Consider the following 15677-nt stretch of genomic DNA (forward strand, 5'->3'; position numbering starts at 1 on the left):
GGAGACCTCACATGACCGAAATACCCCATCTTCTGGTGCACGAACACGACGACAACGTGGGCGTCGTCGTCGTCGAGGGGCTGACCGCGGGCACCGACATGCTGTGCTGCGTGACCCATGACAATTCCACCTTCCGCCTGACTGCCGGCGCGGACGTGCCGATCGGGCACAAGATCGCGCTGAAGGACCTCAAGGAGGGCGATACGGCGATCAAGTACGGCGAGGATATCGGCAAGGTCATCGCCGACATTCCGAAGGGCGCGCATGTCCACACCCACAATTGCAAGACCAAGCGCTGGTGATCCGCGCTTTGGCGGCGACGCAGTAGTGACATTACCCTTCGCTCAGGCAGCGCAGCGGTAGCGACAACAAAGGAACAAGTCAGATGGCTTCCAAATATTCCAACATGACGGTCAAGGGTTACCGGCGCGAGAACGGGCGCGTGGGTGTCCGCAACCACGTCGTCATCCTGCCCGTCGACGACATCTCGAACGCCGCCTGCGAGGCGGTGGCGAACAATGTGAAAGGCACGCTGGCGATCCCGCACGCCTATGGGCGTCTGCAATTCGGCGAGGATCTCGAGCTGCATTTCCGCACCATGATCGGCACCGGGTCCAACCCCAACGTCGCCGCCGTGGTGGTGATCGGGATCGAGCCCGGCTGGACCAAGCGCATCGCCGACGGAATCCGCAAGACCGGCAAGCAGGTCGCGGAATTCTCCATCGAGCAGAAGGGCGATTTCGAGACGATCCGCGCGGCCTCCTGGGCGGCCAAGGAATTCGTGCATTGGGCGACCGAGCTGCAGCGCGAGGAATGCTCGATCTCCGAGCTTTGGGTCTCGACGAAGTGCGGAGAGTCGGACACGACGACAGGCCTCGGCTCCTGCCCCACGGTGGGCAACATGTACGACAAGCTTCTGCCCGAAGGCATCACCGGCTTTTTCGGCGAGACCTCCGAGATCACCGGGGCCGAGCATATCTGCCAAAAGCGTGCCATCAACGAAGAGGTGGGCGAGCGCTGGTACAAGATGTGGAAGGCCTATCAGGACGACGTGATCTTCGCGCACCAGACCGACGACCTGTCCGACAGCCAGCCCACCAAGGGCAATATCGAAGGCGGCCTGACCACGATCGAGGAAAAGGCGCTGGGCAACCTCGAGAAGATCGGGCGCACCTCGCAGTTCATCGACATCCTCGAACCCGCCGAGGCCCCGGGGGCCGGCAACGGGCTTTACTTCATGGACAGTTCCTCGGCGGCGGCGGAATGCGTGACGCTGATGGCCGCGGGTGGCGCGGTGATCCACACCTTCCCCACGGGGCAGGGCAACGTGGTGGGCAACCCCATCGTGCCGGTCATCAAGATCACCGCGAACCCGCGCACCGTGCGCACCATGGCAGAGCATGTGGATGTCGACGTTTCCGGCATCCTGCGCCGCGAGATGACCATCGACGAGGCCGGTGACGCGCTGATCGAGATGATCTGCCGGACCGCCAATGGCCGCAACACCGCCGCGGAAGCGCTCGGGCATCGGGAATTCTCGATGACGAAGCTTTATCGCAGCGCGTAAACGCGGTAGCGGGCGGCCTGTCGTGCCGCCCGCGCCGGATATCATGACCGAAGACACAGAAATCATATCCATCGAGGCCGCAATCGCGCTGATCCGCGCGGCCTTCATTGCGTGCGGCGTGCCGGACGCCACCGCGCAATCGGTCGCGACGGCGCTCGTCGCCGCCGAGAGCGAGGGGCAGGTGGGGCACGGCTTCTCGCGGCTGGGCGATTACGCGGCGCAGGCGCGCTCGGGCAAGATTCGCGCCGACGCGGTGCCCGAGGCGCGCGCGACGGGGGCCTCGGCGCTTGTCGTCGATGCCGGGCATGGCTTTGCCTATCCGGCGCTCGATCTCGCCATCGAGCGGGGCAGCGCCATGGCGCAGGAGACCGGATGCGCCGCGATCTCGGTCACCCGGTCGAGCCATTGCGGCGCGCTCTCGGTGCAGGTGGAGCGGCTGGCGCGAAAGGGTCTCATCGGCCTGATGGTCGCCAACGCGCCTGCGGCCATCGCGCCCTGGGGATCGAACAAGGCGGTCTTCGGCACCAATCCCATCGCCTTCGCCGCGCCGCGCGACGGGGCCGATCCGCTGGTGATCGACCTGTCGCTGAGCCGCGTGGCGCGCGGCAAGGTGATGAATGCCCGCAAGACCGGCAAACCCATTCCCGAGGGCTGGGCACTCGACCGCGATGGCCAGCCCACGACCGACCCCGAGGCAGCGCTGGCCGGGACCATGGTGCCCATCGGCGAGGCCAAGGGCACGGCGCTGGCGCTGATGGTCGAGATCCTCTCTGCGGTGCTGGTCGAGGCGACGCTGAGCGCCGAGATGCCTTCCTATTTCACCGCCGACGGCCCGCCGCCCGGATCGGGGCAATTCCTGCTGGCGCTGAGGCCCGGGGATGCAAGCGGCTTCGCCGCGCGGCTCGAGCGGCTTCTGGGCTTCATCACCGGCGCGGAAGGCGCGCGGCTTCCGGGCATGCGCCGGGCGGCTGCGATTGCGGCGGCCAACCGCGACGGGTTGCGCGTGCCGTCGATGTATCTGGGCGCGGCGCGGGACATGGCAGGCGGCAATGGCTGATCCGAACGATACCACGGCAGAGGCCGGCATGATCGCCGGACTGCACGCCAAGGCGCGGCAGGTCTTCCCGGGCCTGCTGGTTGCCGCGATCATCGCGCTGGCCAGCCAGTTCGTGGCCGAGCATTACGGCGCGCCCGCCATGCTGCTGGCGCTGCTATTCGGCGTGGCGCTGAATTTCCTCGGCTCCGAGGCCCGCAGCCGTCCCGGCATCGATTTCGGATCGCGCACGGTGCTGCGGCTCGGCGTCGTGCTTCTGGGCGTGCGCATCAGCGCCGAGATGCTGACCGTGCTGGGCTGGGAGATCATCCTGCTGGTGATGGCGGGCACCGTCGTCACGATCTCGTTCGGGATGCTGGCAGCACCTCTTTTCGGCTTCCGGCACCGCTTTGCCTTCCTGTCGGCGGGCGCCGTGGCGATCTGCGGCGCCTCCGCGGCCATGGCCATCGCGGCGATCCTGCCGCGCGACGAGCGGTCCGAGGAACGGCTGATCTTCACCGTGGTGGGCGTGACGCTCCTGTCGACCGTGGCGATGATCCTCTACCCGATCCTCGCGGAAAGCCTCGGCCTCGACACCCGGACCACGGGCATCTTCATCGGCGCCACGGTGCACGATGTGGCGCAGGTCGTGGGCGCGGGCTTCTCGGTCAGCCAGGAGACGGGCGATGTGGCTACGCTGGTCAAGCTGTTGCGGGTCCTGATGCTCGCCCCGGTCGTGCTTGTGGCGACGCTGGTGATCCGTTCGGCCGTGGGCGCCGAGGAGACCGGCGGCAAGCGCCCGCCGCTGGTGCCGAGCTTCGTTCTGGGCTTCATCGCGCTGGCGACGCTCGGTTCGTTCAGCCTGCTGCCCGCCCCGGTGATCGCGGTCGCCTCGGAGGCCTCGCGCTGGCTCTTGCTGATGGCGATCGGATCGGTCGGCATGAAGACGCTGCCGAAGGACATACTCAACGTGGGCACCTCGGCGGCGGTCTTTCTTGTCGCGCAGACCGTGTTCCTTGCGCTTTTCATCCTGGCCGGCCTGTGGCTGCTGGCCGGATTTTCACCCGTATGACGCCTGAAAGGAGCCTGTCTTGCACCAGCATATCCTCATCCCCGTCGCGCTCGACCACGAGAAGATGATCCCCCGCAAGATCGAGATGGCGCGCCATCTCCTGGCCGAAGGCGGCAGGATCACGCTTTACACGGTGCTCGAGAACGTGCCGGGCTTCGTCGCGGAATTCGTCGACATGAAGCCCGAGAACCACCTGCGCGCGCAGATCACCAAGAAACTGGAAGAAAGCCATGACGGCGGGTCGGACATCACCTGCGTCGTGGAAACCGGCAAGGCGGGTGTGAAGATCGCACAATATGCCGAGGCCCATGCCGTCGATCTGATCATCGTCGCCTCGCACAGCCCCGGCCTGCAGGAATATTTCCTCGGCTCGACCGCCTCGCGGGTGGCGCGGCGCGCGCCCTGTTCGGTCTACATCATGCGCTAGCGCCGGGGCGCTATTCTGCTGTCCTGAGGGTCGCGCTCTGGCGCAGCGTGCCGCCTTTGTCGAAGACCAGCACGCGGTCCTGATCGGTCACCACGATGATGCGATCCGGCAAAGTGGTCACCGAAAGCGCGGTGGCGCCGGCGGGCAGCTCCAGCCTGTCCGGCAGCGCGAGCGGCGGCGCTTCGCGGAAGCGGATGACAAACAGCGCGATGATGACTAGAAGGCCCGCGATCATCGTCGTCGTCAGCGTCGTGACGAGTATCTTCAGAAACCGGACATCGCCGCCCGGCACCGGATCGGGTTGAGAGGGGCCATCCATGAGCGTCACCACCTATCGTTTCGCGATCGGGCCGAACCCGCCCTCCCGGCTTGATAAGGCGCTGGCGCGCGATGTGCCAGAGAGCGCGTCGCTGTCACGCACCCGGCTTGCGGCCCTGATGGGGGCGGGGGCGGTGCGGATCGACGGCGCGGTCGCCGCGGATCCGAAGGCCAAGGTGGCCGAAGGCGCCGCGGTCGAAATCGACGTGGCCGTGGCCGCTGAGGTCGATATCCGGCCCGAGGCAATCCCGCTCGATATCCTTTATGAGGATGACGACCTCATCGTGGTGAACAAGCCCGCGGGCATGGTCGTGCATCCCGCGCCGGGCACGCCCGGCGGTACGCTGGTCAATGCGCTGCTGCACCATTTCGGCGACGACCTTTCCGGCATCGGCGGCGAGAAGCGGCCGGGAATCGTGCACCGGATCGACAAGGACACGACCGGGCTCCTGGTGGTGGCGAAATCTGACCGCGCGCATCACGGGCTCGCAAAACAGTTCGAGGCCCATTCGGTAGAGCGGCGCTATCTCGCGCTTTGCTACGGCGTGCCCGACACCGGCGATCCGCGCCTGCGCGGCCTGCGCGGGGTCTCGTTTGAGCCCGGTGCGGTGCTGAAGATCACCACCGGGCTCGCGCGCCACAAGACCGACCGGCAGCGGCAGGCGGTCTATTTCGACGGGCAGGGCCGGCACGCGATCACCAGCGCCCGGCTGCTGGAGACATTCGGCACGCCGCCGGCGCTGGCGCTGGTAGAATGCCGCCTCGAAACCGGGCGCACGCATCAGATTCGCGTGCACATGGCGCATGCGGGATTCGGGCTCGTAGGCGATCCGGTCTATGGCGGGCGGCGCAAGATCAGCCCCAAGGCGGTGTCGGAGCGGGCCCTGGAGGCGGTGAACAACTTTCCGCGCCAGGCGCTGCATGCGGCGACGCTGGGCTTCGATCACCCGGTCAGCAAGGAACACATGTCCTTCGAAGCGCCCTTGCCCGAGGACATGAATGCACTTCTGGATGCGCTTTCTGTGCGCTGAAACACAGAGCACATGCGCTTGAGATCGCTGAAACAGGGACCCGAAGCGTCCCTGCTTGCGTTAATAAGATAACAAGACTTGGACTTTACGACGCTTGAAACCCCCAAGACTTCATCCCATATGGATGTTAAGTTGGTAAACATTGGAGGGATGGGAATGAGCAACTACGCAAATCTCCCGGCACCGTCACCCGAAGCGGGGCTGAGCCGGTATCTGCAGGAAATCCGGAAATTCCCGCTCCTGGAGCCGGAAGAAGAATACATGCTGGCCAAGCGCTGGGTCGAGAACGAGGATACTGAGGCCGCGCATCGCATGGTCACCTCGCATCTGCGGCTCGCCGCCAAGATCGCCATGGGCTACCGCGGTTACGGCCTGCCGCAGGCCGAAGTCATCTCCGAGGCCAATGTAGGCCTGATGCAGGCCGTCAAACGCTTCGACCCCGAGAAGGGCTTCCGCCTCGCGACCTACGCGATGTGGTGGATCCGCGCCGCGATCCAGGAATATATTCTGCGGTCCTGGAGCCTGGTGAAGCTGGGCACCACCTCGGCGCAGAAGAAGCTGTTCTTCAATCTCCGCAAGGCCAAGAGCCGGATCGGTGCGCTGGAAGACGGCGACCTGCGGCCCGAGCACGTGCAGCGCATCGCCACCGATCTCGGCGTGACCGAGGACGAGGTGATCTCGATGAACCGGCGCATGTCGGGCGGCGACGCCTCGCTGAACGCGCAGGTCGGTCAGGCCGATGAAGGTGCGATGCAATGGCAGGACTGGCTCGAGGATGAAGATGCGGATCAGGCCGGCGATTACGAGGCCAAGGACGAGCTCGACACGCGCCGCGCGCTGCTGACCGAAGCGATGGATGTGCTGAACGACCGCGAGAAGGACATCCTCGTGAAGCGGCGCCTTGCGGAGAAGCCGATGACACTGGAAGACCTGAGCGGCGAATACGATGTCAGCCGCGAACGGATCCGCCAGATTGAGGTGCGCGCCTTCGAGAAGCTGCAGAAGCGGATGACGGAGCTGGCCAAGGCGCAGGGCATTCTGCCCGCGGCCTGAGACCGCCGCTGCAATCGGAAAGACGAAAGCCGCCGGGGCGCCCGGCGGCTTTTTTCGTGTCTCGGGCGTGCGTTACGCCTCACGCACGATCATCACCGAGCAATCCGCGTGTTCGGCGACAGCACCTCCGTTGGACGACCAGAAGTAATCGGCGATGCTGGGCTTGTGGGAGGCCATGATGACCAGATCGGCGCCGATCACGCCCACCGCCTTCAGCAGCGCGTGATCCAGATCGACCGCCTGGTCATGCAGCACGAGCGCGTGCGAGCTGGCCTCGTAGGCGTTCTGCCGTCCCTGGGTTTCCGCGAAATCGGCCAGTTTCTGGCGGAACTCGTCAGGGGTATGGGCAATCGCGCCGGGCAGGGCGGTGGTTGCGGAGACGAAGGTGACCTTGGCGCCGTAATGACGCGCCGCGTCGGCGGTCACCTCCAGCGCGCGCTTCAGCGTGTCGATATGCGCGAGGTCCACGGGGGCCATGATGTGATTGAACATAAAGGGTCTCCTTGTTTTCGGCGCCGCCGGGCGAAGGGGGCGCGGGGCGGATGCCGGAAGACGCTACGGGTGCGCGCGCCGCGAAACATTGTTCCATGTCAAAGCGGTGATCGCGATTGCGGTGCGCCGCGTCCCCGCGCACTCTGTCGCGACAAGGCAAGGAGACCAGCATGGACGAGCACGTGAGATGGGGCATTCTGGGCGCGGCGAAATTCGCCCGTGAGCATATGGGGCCCGCGCTTCACGCCGCGCGCGGCGGCGCGGTCACGGCACTGGCCACCTCGTCCGAGACAAAGGCGCGCCCCTTCGCCGATTTCGCTCCGGGGCTGCGCGTCCATGACAGCTACGAGGCGCTTCTGGCCGATCCCGGCATCGACGCGGTCTACATCCCGCTGCCCAATGCGCTTCACGTGGAGTGGACGCTGCAGGCGCTCGATGCGGGCAAGCACGTCTTGTGCGAAAAGCCGCTGGCGATGCGGGCAGAGGAGTTCGACGCGGTGATCGCCAAGCGCGATGCGACCGGTCTGCTGGCCGCCGAGGCCTACATGATCGTGCATCATCCGCAATGGCAGCGGGCCAAGGCGCTTTACGAAGAGGGGGCGATCGGTGCGCTGCGCGAGGTGACGGCGCAGTTCTCGTTCTTCAACGACGATGCGGGCAATATCCGCAACCAGTCCGACATGGGCGGCGGTGCGCTGCCCGATATCGGGGTCTATATCTTCGGCGGCGCGCGGTTCGTCACCGGCGAGGAGCCCGAGGCGATCCTGTCGGCCGATATCGACTGGGATGCGGGCGTCGATACCCGCGCCCATATGACCGCGCGGTTCCCGTCCTTCCATTACTCGGGCTATGTCTCGACGCGGATGGCCCCATATCAGCGGGTCACCCTCCATGGCGATGCGGGCGTCATGACGCTGCAGACCCCGTTCAACGCGCAGGTTTTCGGCGAGGCGGTGATCGAGCTGGAACTGGGCGGTGGCGTGCGGCGGCTGGAACGTTTTCCCGCGGCCAATCACTACGTGCTGCAATGCGAGGCCTTCAATCGCGCGGTGCGGGAGGGCGGCGCCTACCCTTGTCCGCTGGAGTTCTCGCGCGGCACGCAGGCGATGATCGACATGGTCTACGCCAAGGCCCAATAGAAAACGCCCGGGCGCGGGCCCGGGCGTCGATGGTCTGTCCGCGTGACGGGCCGATCAGGCCGCCGCGGTGTCTTTCGGCGCGGCTTTCGCCGCCGATTTGGCAGCTGCCTTGGCCGAGGCGGTCTGCCGCGCGCCGGAATTGCTGTCGATGAAGTTCAGCACCAGCGGGCGGATGTTGTTGCGCCAGCTGCGGCCCGCGAAGATGCCGTAATGGCCCGCGCCGGGCTCCAGGTGGCTTGCCTTCATGCTGTCGGGAAGGCCGGTCAGCAGATCGAGCGCCGCGACGCATTGGCCGGGGGCCGAGATGTCGTCATTCGTGCCCTCGACGGTCTTCACCGCGACATTGGTGATCTTGCCGATATCGACATGCTTGCCGGCGACGGTGAATGCGTTGTTGGCGATCTCGCAGCGCTTGAAGATACGGTCCACGGTGGACAGGTAGAATTCCGCGGGCATGTCCATCACGGCGAGATATTCGTCGTAGAACTTGTTGTGCTTGTCGCGCTCGGACGCTTCGCCGCGCGCGACGCGCATGATCTGGTCGCGGAAGGCCCGGGCATGGGTGTCGGAATTCATCGCGATGAAGGACGACAGCTGCAGCAGGCCCGGATAGACCCGGCGGCCGACGCCCGCATAGCGGAAGCCCACTCGCTGGCACATCGATTCCTCGAGCTGGCCCATGGTCACGCGCGCGCCGAAATCGGTCACTTCCGTGGGGGCGGCTTCGGGGTCGATCGGGCCGCCGATCAGCGTCAGGGTGCGCGGCTGCGCATCGGGGTCTTCCGCGGCCAGGTAGGCGGTCGCGGCCAAGGTCAGCGGCGCGGGCTGGCACACGGCGATCACGTGGGTGTCGGGGCCCAGCTCGCGCATGAACTCGACGAGGTAGAGGGTGTAATCCTCCACATCGAATTTGCCCGCTGAGACCGGGATATCCCTCGCGTTGTGCCAATCGGTCACATAGACTTCGCAATTGGTGATGAGCGACTTCACCGTCGAACGGAGGAGCGTGGCGTAATGGCCCGACATCGGTGCGACCAGCAGGATGCGGCGCGGCTGGGTTTTCCGGCCTGCGACCTCGAAGTGGATCAGGTCGCCGAAGGGCTTGCTGACCACCGTCTTCGGGGTGACGATATGGTCCTTGCCGTCTTCGCAGGTGAAGCTGTCGATGCCCCAGTCGGGTTTCGCGACCATGCGTTCGAAGGTGCGTTCCGTGACCGTGCCCCAGGCTTCCATCCAGCGGATGCCGGGATGGGGAATCAGTGCGAGACCGGGATAGGAGGCCATCGTACGGGCGGTAGCGCCCAGCCACTGATTGGTGTTACGCACGGTCTCCATGAAGTCATAGGTGGCCATGTAGCGCATATGTGGTCTCCTTTCGCTCAGACGCAGGAGATGGGAGTTGTCCGATCCGATGCGCGCCCGGGCGATAAATTTCTGCGTAGCAGCAAAAGTAAGGGGGAACCCGCCAGATGACAACAGAGACCTTGGAACAAGAGCAAAATTTGGAGAAGTTCCAGCAGAACCTGTCGCGCGTCGAGGAACTTTCACAGCGTCTGATCGCGGCGATGACCAACCGCAAACCGCTGGGTACATCGCTGCAGGCGCCGGATCACGAAATCTACACGCAGGCCGTGCAGGGCTATTGGCAGACCTGGATGCAGAACCCCGCGCGGGTCATCGAGCATCAATTCGCCTATTGGCAGGACACGATGAAGCACCTGGTGGAGGCGCAGCAGGCGCTGGCCTCGGGGCAGTTGAAGGCGCCGGACAACCCGGGGCCCAGCGACAAGCGCTTCTCGAACCCGCTTTGGGACACGCATCCCTATTTCAACTTCATCAAGCAGCAATACCTCATCAATTCGCGCGCGCTGGAACAGGCCGTCGAAGGCATCGAGGACATGGACCCGAAGGAAAAGCGGCGCCTGACCTATTTCGCCCGCCAGATCGTGGACATGATGGCGCCGACGAACTTCATGACCACCAATCCCGACGTGCTGCAGAAGGCCATCGAGACCGAGGGCGAGAGCCTCGTGAAGGGGTTGGAGAACCTCATCTCCGATCTCGAGGCCAATAACGGCGAGCTTGTCGTGAAGCTCGCGGACGAGGACGCCTTCCGGATCGGCGAGAACATCGCCACGGCGAAAGGCGAGGTCGTCTACCGCAACCGGCTGATGGAGATCATCCAGTATTCGCCGACGACGGAGAAGGTGAAGGAGACGCCGATCATCCTCTTCCCGCCCTGGATCAACAAGTTCTACATCCTCGACCTGCGGGAAAGTAACAGCTTCATCCGCTGGGTGGTGGACCAGGGCTACACGCTCTTCGTGGTCAGCTGGGTCAACCCCGACCACGATCTGAGCGATGTCGGCCTCGACACCTATATCGAGGAAGGTTTCCTGACCGCGGTCGAGGAGGTGAAGGCGATCACCCGCCAGAAGCGCGTGAACGCAATCGGCTATTGTATCGCCGGCACCACGCTGTCGCTGACCCTGGCGCTTCTGAAGAAACGCGGCGACAACTCGATCAAGTCGGCGACCTTCTTCACCACGCTGACCGATTTCTCCGATCAGGGGGAATTCACGCCCTTCCTGCAGGACGATTTCATCGACGGGATCGAGGAGGAGGTCGAAAAGACCGGCGTGCTGCGGTCCTTCATCATGGCGCGGACCTTCTCGTTCCTGCGCTCGAACGACCTGATCTACCGCCCGGCGATCCAGAACTACATGATGGGCGAGACGCCGCCCGCCTTCGATCTGCTCTACTGGAACGGGGACGGCTCGAACCTGCCCGCGCGGATGGCGGTGCAATATCTGCGCGAGCTGTGTCAGTCGAACGCCTTCGCCGAGGAGGGCATCGAGCTGATGGGCGAGACGCTGTCGATCAAGGATGTCGACGTGCCGCTCATGTCCATCGCCTGCGAGACCGACCACATCGCCGCCGCCGCCGATTGCTACCGGGGGGTCAGCCTGATGGGTTCGAAGGACCGCACCTTCGTGCTGTCGGAATCGGGCCATATCGCGGGAATCGTGAACCCGCCCTCGAAGAACAAGTACGGCCATTACATCAACGACGAGTTCGACGGCAGCTTCGAGGATTGGAAAAGCAAGGCCGAGCACCACGCCGCGTCCTGGTGGCCGGTCTGGGAAAAGTGGATCTCCAAGCGGTCGGGCAAATGGGTCGCGGCCCGGGAGCCCGGCGACAAGGACCATCCCTCGCTCGGGCCCGCGCCCGGCACCTATGTGCTGGCCAAGGCCCGCGAGGTCGAGCCCTAAAAAGACCGGGCTTCCCGCGGCCCCGGTTGCGCCGGGGCCGCGTGGGAAACGGGCGGAATGTGCCGGTCCGCGACTGGCTGAAACCCGCCGGATTCGCCGGATTCCGGTGTTTTACAAGCCTCCGGCGGGTATGATATGCCCCTCACAGGCGGTGACAGGCATTTCAGACCACGACATCGCCGCAGGATTTTTCCTTGTCGTCAATGACCTAAGAAAAATCCGAAAATTTTTTGCTGCAGTGCAGCGAAAATCCTTGAAATGCCGCACTGCAGCATGCATATTCACATCAGCTTCAACGGACACGGCAGGGTGGGCCTGCCGGACACAAGCAAGCGAAAGGATTTAGAGATGGCTAAGCAACAAGACTTCACCGCGATGATGAAAGACATGATGGGTGCATTCCCCGTCGACACCAAAGCGATGGAAGACGCCTTCAAGACCCAGGCGACCCTGAACGAGAAGCTGTCGGGCGTTGCGCTCGAAGCGGCTGAGAAGTCGTCCGAGCTGTCCGCCAAGTGGACCCGCGACACTCTCACCAAGATGGGCGACCTGACCAAGGCGAAGGCCGAGCCGGCCGACTACGCCAAGGCGATGACCGACTTCGCATCCGCTCAGGCCGAAGTCAGCGCCGAGCACATGGCCGCATTCGCCGAGATCGCGAAGAAGGTCCAGATGGACACCGTCGAACTGATGATGGCCGCTGGCAAGGACATGACCGAGGACGCATCGGCTGCCATGAAGAAGGCAACCGCGGACATCACCGCGAACGCCAAGAAGGCATCCACTGCCGCAACCGCAGCCGCGAAGTAATCGCGACCGGTCGATCTAGATAGCGCTTCTTCCTCCTCCCTTAGAAGCGCCATCACTAGGGCGGACCTCCGGGTCCGCCCTTTTTCTTGCCGCACGACGGGGTGCGACAGAGGCGCGAACGGCCGTATGCGCATGACAAGACTTGCTCAATTGCTGGGCTGCAGCGTAGTGTTTCGGCACGGCGACACATGGGGAGACCGGACTTGGCCAAAAACGATAAGCCTCTGCTGATCAAGCGTTACGCTTCCCGCAGGCTCTACAATACCGAGACCAGCGACTACGTGACGCTCGAAGACATCGCGGGGTTCATTCGCGACGGCCGCGAAGTGCAGATCGTCGATCTGAAATCCGGTGACGACCTGACGCGGCAATACCTGCTGCAGATCATCGCGGAACACGAAAGCCGCGGCGAGAGCGTGCTGCCGGTGAACGTCCTCAACGACCTGGTGCGCAGCTACACGAGCCAGGCGACCTCGATGGTGCCGCAATTCCTCGCGCAGAGTTTCGAGATGTTCCGCGACAGCCAGTCGAAATGGGTCGAGAACATGAGCGCGATGAACCCGATATCCAAGATGCCGGGCTTCGAGGCGATGCAGGCCCAGCAAGAGGCCTTCATGAAGGCCATGACCGGCAGCAGCACCGTTCCCGGGGCATCGGGCAGCACCGAGGACGAGGTCGCCGAGGCCAAGAACGAGGCGGCCCAGAGCAAGGAAGAGCTGGACGCGCTCAAGAAGGAATTCGCCGAGCTTCAGAAGAAGATCGCGAAACTCGGCAATTGAGCCCGCGCCGCGCGCGCGCGGGCGTCATCCCGTCAGATCAAGGCCGATGAGGCCCCGCCCGATCAGGTGCCGTAGGTCCGGGTCGGGCCCATCACGCTGTCCGCCGCCTCCACGAGCGCACGGCCCACCGCCGCGCATTCCTCGAGCGTGAGGCGCGCGGGCAGGCGGGTATCGCAGGCCCGCATGAGCATCGCCCGGGTCCGGGGCAATTCCACCTTTTCGGGCAGGAATTCCCAGTTCCAGAAGGCGCGCGCGTTGTTGTCGCTCAACCCGAAGACCTGGACCTTCACGCCGATATCCGCGGCGCTTGCCGCGAAGGCCCGGACATCCGCGTCCGACATGCCGCAGAGATTGAATTGCAGCGAATCCGGCGCGCGCTCCTCGGGCGCGAGGGTGTTCGGGACGTGGAACCAGGCCGATTGGCGCAGCATGCCCGCCACGTAGTCGTGGTTGCGCCGCCCGTCGCGGACGCGGCGCGGGATCTCGGGCAATTGCGCGCGGATGATCGCCGCGGACAGGTTCGACAGCCGCATATTGTAAAGCGGCAGCTTGTTCTGCCAGCGCGCGACCGCGTCCTGCAGCAGATTGTGCTTCTTCCAGTTCGCTTCGTAGGCGCCCGACATGATGACGGCGCGCGCGATCAGGTCGGGATCGTCGGTCACGAGGATCCCGCCTTCGCCCGCATTCACGAGCTTGTAGCTCTGGAAACTGAAACAGCCGATGGCGCCGAGCGTGCCGATATGGCGCCCGGCCCATTTCGTCCCGAGGCTGTGCGCCGCATCCTCGATCACCGGCACGCCCTGTGCGCCGGCGATGCGCAGGATCGCGTCCATGTCGGAGGTGTGGCCCCGCATGTGGCTGATGATGACCGCGTCGACGCCCGCGATCTTCGCCTCGAAATCCGCCAGATCGATGCGGTAATTCGCGCCGACCTCGCAGAGGACGGGAATGCAGTCGGCGTGAATCACCGCGGAGGGCACGGCGGCGAAGGTGAAGCCCGGCAACAGCACCCGCGCGTCGCGGGGCAGGTTGAGCGCCTTCAGCGACAGGAACAGCGCGGCCGAGCAGCTCGAGACCGCCAGCGCGTAGCGGCTGCCGAGGAAGGCCGCGAATTCCCCCTCGAGCCGGGTGACAGGGTTGTCCTCGGCGGTGTGATAGCGGAACAGGTCGCCACTGGCGAAGAGCCGCTCCACCTCGGCGCGGGCCGCGTCGGGAATGGGCTCAGCATCGTGCATGTCGGGGATGCGCGTCATCGGTCTCTCCTGCCCTCACTCGGGGGAAAGTGTTAACGCGGCGCGGCCATGCCGCAAGCCCTAATGGCGCGAGAGGCCATGCCTGATGCTCAAAGACCGATCCGGTCGCGCAGGGCGTACCAGCTCATCGCCAGCACCAGAAGCGGTGTGCGCAGCGCGCCGCGTCCCGGAAAGCGCGGCGTGGGCAGCGCGGCCATGGCATCGAAGCCCGCCGTCTCGCCCCGGATCGCCAGCGCCATGAGCTTGCCCGCATGGGTCGCCGTGCCGACCCCGTGGCCGGAATAGCCCGAGGCCGACAGGATGCGCCGGCCGGGTCGGGCGATATAGGGCAGCCGCTTCATCGTGATGGCCAGCGTGCCGCCCCAGGCATAATCGAGCCGTACGTCCCGCAGATGCGGAAAGACCTGCAGCATGGGCTTGGAGACCAGCGCGCGGATATCCTCGGGGAAGCGATAGCCGTAGCTTTCGCCGCCGCCGAAGAGCAGCCGCTTGTCGTGGCTGAGCCGGAAATAATTCACCACGAAGCGGTCGTCGGCTACGGCCACGTCGCGGCCCAGCACCAGTGCCGCCGCATCGCCCAGCGGTTCGGTCGCCACGATGAAATTGTTGATCGGCATGACCCGCTGCGCGACATCGCCCGAAAGCCCGCCGAGATAGCCGTTGGCGGCGAGGATGACGTGATCCGCCGTGACCCGGCCGCCATCGGTCTGCACGATCACCGGGGCGCTGTCCTCGATGTGATGCACGCGGCTTGTCTCGAAAACGCGCACGCCGGCCTTGCGGCAGGCCTCGGCCAGCCCCAGCGCGAAGCGCAGCGGGTGCAGATGCGCCGCGTCCCGGTCGAGGATACCGCCGCGATAGGCGGGCGAGGGGCAGAGCGCGCGCCATTCCTCGGGCGCGAAGGTCTCGATATGTGGGTAATCGTAGCGCGTGGCCATATGCGCCGCGTAATGTTCGAGCTCGCGCACGCCCTTCGCGGAGGAGGCCGCTTCCGCCACGCCGGGGCGCAGATGGCAGTCGATGCGGTGCCTTGCGATCAGGTTCTTGACCAGCGCCTTGGCCTCTTCGCCGAGATCCCAGCAATGCCGGGCATTGTCGCGCCCGACCAGCGCCTCGAGCGACATCTGGTCGACCCGCTGGCCGGAGCCGAGCTGCCCGCCATTGCGCCCGGATGCGCCGAACCCCGCGCGATGCGCCTCGAGCAGCACCACGTCCATCCCGGCCTCGGCGAGATGCAGCGCCGCCGAGAGCCCGGTATAGCCGCCGCCCACGACGCAGACATCCGCGCGCGTCTCGCCCCTGAGCGGGGCCGCAGCCTCGGGCAGGTCGGCGGTCGCGGCGTACCAGCTGTCGGGGAATTCCCCGCGTTTGTCATTTGAGTAGAGCAGATCCAATGAAGCGCCTCTTTGTCACGATCGGACCAAAAATACC

16 protein-coding genes are annotated in these 15677 nt (G+C 65.2%); 11 read left to right on the plus strand and 5 right to left on the minus strand.

Features of this window, described 5'->3' with window-relative positions:
* The first annotated feature begins 11 nt into the window (after positions 1 to 11).
* The 5 genes from BW990_RS05005 (at position 12) to BW990_RS05025 (ending at position 4099) form a co-directional block, all read left to right on the plus strand.
* The gene (locus tag BW990_RS05005; protein ID WP_076445631.1) at positions 12 to 302 is read left to right on the plus strand and encodes a UxaA family hydrolase; all 291 of its coding nucleotides are present in this window, start codon (positions 12 to 14) and stop codon (positions 300 to 302) included.
* Between the two features lie 83 nt (positions 303 to 385).
* Complete coding sequence (locus BW990_RS05010) at positions 386 to 1567, plus strand: UxaA family hydrolase (RefSeq protein ID WP_076445633.1); 1182 nt, start codon at positions 386 to 388, stop codon at positions 1565 to 1567.
* 43 nt (positions 1568 to 1610) lie between these two features.
* On the plus strand, positions 1611 to 2624 hold the full coding sequence (locus BW990_RS05015) for an Ldh family oxidoreductase (protein WP_076446352.1): 1014 nt from the start codon (positions 1611 to 1613) through the stop codon (positions 2622 to 2624).
* On the plus strand, positions 2617 to 3672 hold the full coding sequence (locus BW990_RS05020; protein ID WP_076445635.1) for a YeiH family protein: 1056 nt from the start codon (positions 2617 to 2619) through the stop codon (positions 3670 to 3672). The genes BW990_RS05015 and BW990_RS05020 overlap by 8 nt, the downstream gene beginning before the upstream one ends.
* Positions 3673 to 3691: 19 nt before the next feature.
* Positions 3692 to 4099, plus strand: a complete 408-nt coding sequence (locus BW990_RS05025; protein ID WP_076445637.1) for a universal stress protein — start codon at positions 3692 to 3694, stop codon at positions 4097 to 4099.
* 10 nt (positions 4100 to 4109) lie between these two features.
* Here the strand turns inward: BW990_RS05025 and BW990_RS05030 are convergent, their stop codons facing one another.
* A complete protein-coding gene (locus BW990_RS05030) occupies positions 4110 to 4418 on the minus strand; it encodes a DUF6476 family protein (protein WP_076445639.1) in 309 nt (102 codons plus the stop codon).
* Here BW990_RS05030 and BW990_RS05035 point away from each other — a divergent pair.
* Both BW990_RS05035 and rpoH read left to right on the plus strand, forming a co-directional pair.
* On the plus strand, positions 4417 to 5448 hold the full coding sequence (locus BW990_RS05035; protein ID WP_076445641.1) for an RluA family pseudouridine synthase: 1032 nt from the start codon (positions 4417 to 4419) through the stop codon (positions 5446 to 5448). The genes BW990_RS05030 and BW990_RS05035 overlap by 2 nt on opposite strands.
* A 156-nt stretch (positions 5449 to 5604) precedes the next feature.
* Positions 5605 to 6501: an RNA polymerase sigma factor RpoH gene (rpoH, locus tag BW990_RS05040; protein WP_076445643.1), complete on the plus strand. Its 897-nt coding sequence runs from the start codon at positions 5605 to 5607 to the stop codon at positions 6499 to 6501.
* A gap of 72 nt (positions 6502 to 6573) precedes the next feature.
* Here rpoH and BW990_RS05045 read toward each other — a convergent pair whose 3' ends face one another.
* Positions 6574 to 6993, minus strand: a complete 420-nt coding sequence (locus tag BW990_RS05045) for a universal stress protein (protein WP_076445645.1) — start codon at positions 6991 to 6993, stop codon at positions 6574 to 6576.
* Positions 6994 to 7163: 170 nt separating this feature from the next.
* Between BW990_RS05045 and BW990_RS05050 the strand changes: the two genes are divergently transcribed.
* Positions 7164 to 8132, plus strand: coding sequence for a Gfo/Idh/MocA family protein (locus BW990_RS05050; RefSeq protein ID WP_076445647.1), 969 nt, complete (start codon positions 7164 to 7166; stop codon positions 8130 to 8132).
* Positions 8133 to 8186: 54 nt separating this feature from the next.
* On the opposite strand, the gene phaZ is transcribed toward BW990_RS05050, so the two are convergent.
* Positions 8187 to 9494 carry a polyhydroxyalkanoate depolymerase gene (phaZ, locus tag BW990_RS05055; RefSeq protein ID WP_076445649.1) on the minus strand — a complete coding sequence of 436 codons (1308 nt, stop codon included), beginning with the start codon at positions 9492 to 9494 and terminating at the stop codon, positions 8187 to 8189.
* A gap of 107 nt (positions 9495 to 9601) precedes the next feature.
* Between phaZ and BW990_RS05060 the strand changes: the two genes are divergently transcribed.
* The 3 genes from BW990_RS05060 (at position 9602) to phaR (ending at position 12993) form a co-directional block, all read left to right on the plus strand.
* Complete coding sequence (locus BW990_RS05060; RefSeq protein WP_076445651.1) at positions 9602 to 11404, plus strand: PHA/PHB synthase family protein; 1803 nt, start codon at positions 9602 to 9604, stop codon at positions 11402 to 11404.
* A 348-nt stretch (positions 11405 to 11752) separates the two neighbouring features.
* A complete protein-coding gene (locus BW990_RS05065) occupies positions 11753 to 12214 on the plus strand; it encodes a phasin, PhaP (protein ID WP_076445653.1) in 462 nt (153 codons plus the stop codon).
* A gap of 203 nt (positions 12215 to 12417) precedes the next feature.
* A complete protein-coding gene (gene phaR, locus BW990_RS05070) occupies positions 12418 to 12993 on the plus strand; it encodes a polyhydroxyalkanoate synthesis repressor PhaR (protein ID WP_076445655.1) in 576 nt (191 codons plus the stop codon).
* Positions 12994 to 13055: 62 nt separating this feature from the next.
* On the opposite strand, the gene BW990_RS05075 is transcribed toward phaR, so the two are convergent.
* Entirely contained in the window at positions 13056 to 14246 is a 1191-nt protein-coding gene (locus BW990_RS05075; protein WP_076445657.1) for a DegT/DnrJ/EryC1/StrS family aminotransferase, read from the minus strand.
* Positions 14247 to 14335: 89 nt separating this feature from the next.
* Positions 14336 to 15640, minus strand: coding sequence for an NAD(P)/FAD-dependent oxidoreductase (locus BW990_RS05080; RefSeq protein ID WP_076445659.1), 1305 nt, complete (start codon positions 15638 to 15640; stop codon positions 14336 to 14338).
* Positions 15641 to 15677 lie beyond the last annotated feature (37 nt).

The sequence above is a fragment of the Roseivivax lentus genome (genome assembly GCF_900156805.1).
Taxonomy (GTDB): Bacteria; Pseudomonadota; Alphaproteobacteria; order Rhodobacterales; family Rhodobacteraceae; genus Roseivivax; species Roseivivax lentus.

Bases quoted from the DNA above. Each gene is read 5' to 3' on its own strand.
- BW990_RS05005 (WP_076445631.1), top strand. From the start codon at position 12: ATGACCGAAATACCCCATCTTCTGGTGCACGAACACGACGACAACGTG.
- BW990_RS05010 (WP_076445633.1), top strand. From the start codon at position 386: ATGGCTTCCAAATATTCCAACATGACGGTCAAGGGTTACCGGCGCGAG.
- BW990_RS05015 (WP_076446352.1), top strand. From the start codon at position 1,611: ATGACCGAAGACACAGAAATCATATCCATCGAGGCCGCAATCGCGCTG.
- BW990_RS05020 (WP_076445635.1), top strand. From the start codon at position 2,617: ATGGCTGATCCGAACGATACCACGGCAGAGGCCGGCATGATCGCCGGA.
- BW990_RS05035 (WP_076445641.1), top strand. From the start codon at position 4,417: ATGAGCGTCACCACCTATCGTTTCGCGATCGGGCCGAACCCGCCCTCC.
- BW990_RS05030 (WP_076445639.1), bottom strand. From the start codon at position 4,418: ATGGATGGCCCCTCTCAACCCGATCCGGTGCCGGGCGGCGATGTCCGG.
- rpoH (WP_076445643.1), top strand. From the start codon at position 5,605: ATGAGCAACTACGCAAATCTCCCGGCACCGTCACCCGAAGCGGGGCTG.
- BW990_RS05045 (WP_076445645.1), bottom strand. From the start codon at position 6,993: ATGTTCAATCACATCATGGCCCCCGTGGACCTCGCGCATATCGACACG.
- BW990_RS05050 (WP_076445647.1), top strand. From the start codon at position 7,164: ATGGACGAGCACGTGAGATGGGGCATTCTGGGCGCGGCGAAATTCGCC.
- phaZ (WP_076445649.1), bottom strand. From the start codon at position 9,494: ATGCGCTACATGGCCACCTATGACTTCATGGAGACCGTGCGTAACACC.
- BW990_RS05060 (WP_076445651.1), top strand. From the start codon at position 9,602: ATGACAACAGAGACCTTGGAACAAGAGCAAAATTTGGAGAAGTTCCAG.
- BW990_RS05065 (WP_076445653.1), top strand. From the start codon at position 11,753: ATGGCTAAGCAACAAGACTTCACCGCGATGATGAAAGACATGATGGGT.
- BW990_RS05075 (WP_076445657.1), bottom strand. From the start codon at position 14,246: ATGACGCGCATCCCCGACATGCACGATGCTGAGCCCATTCCCGACGCG.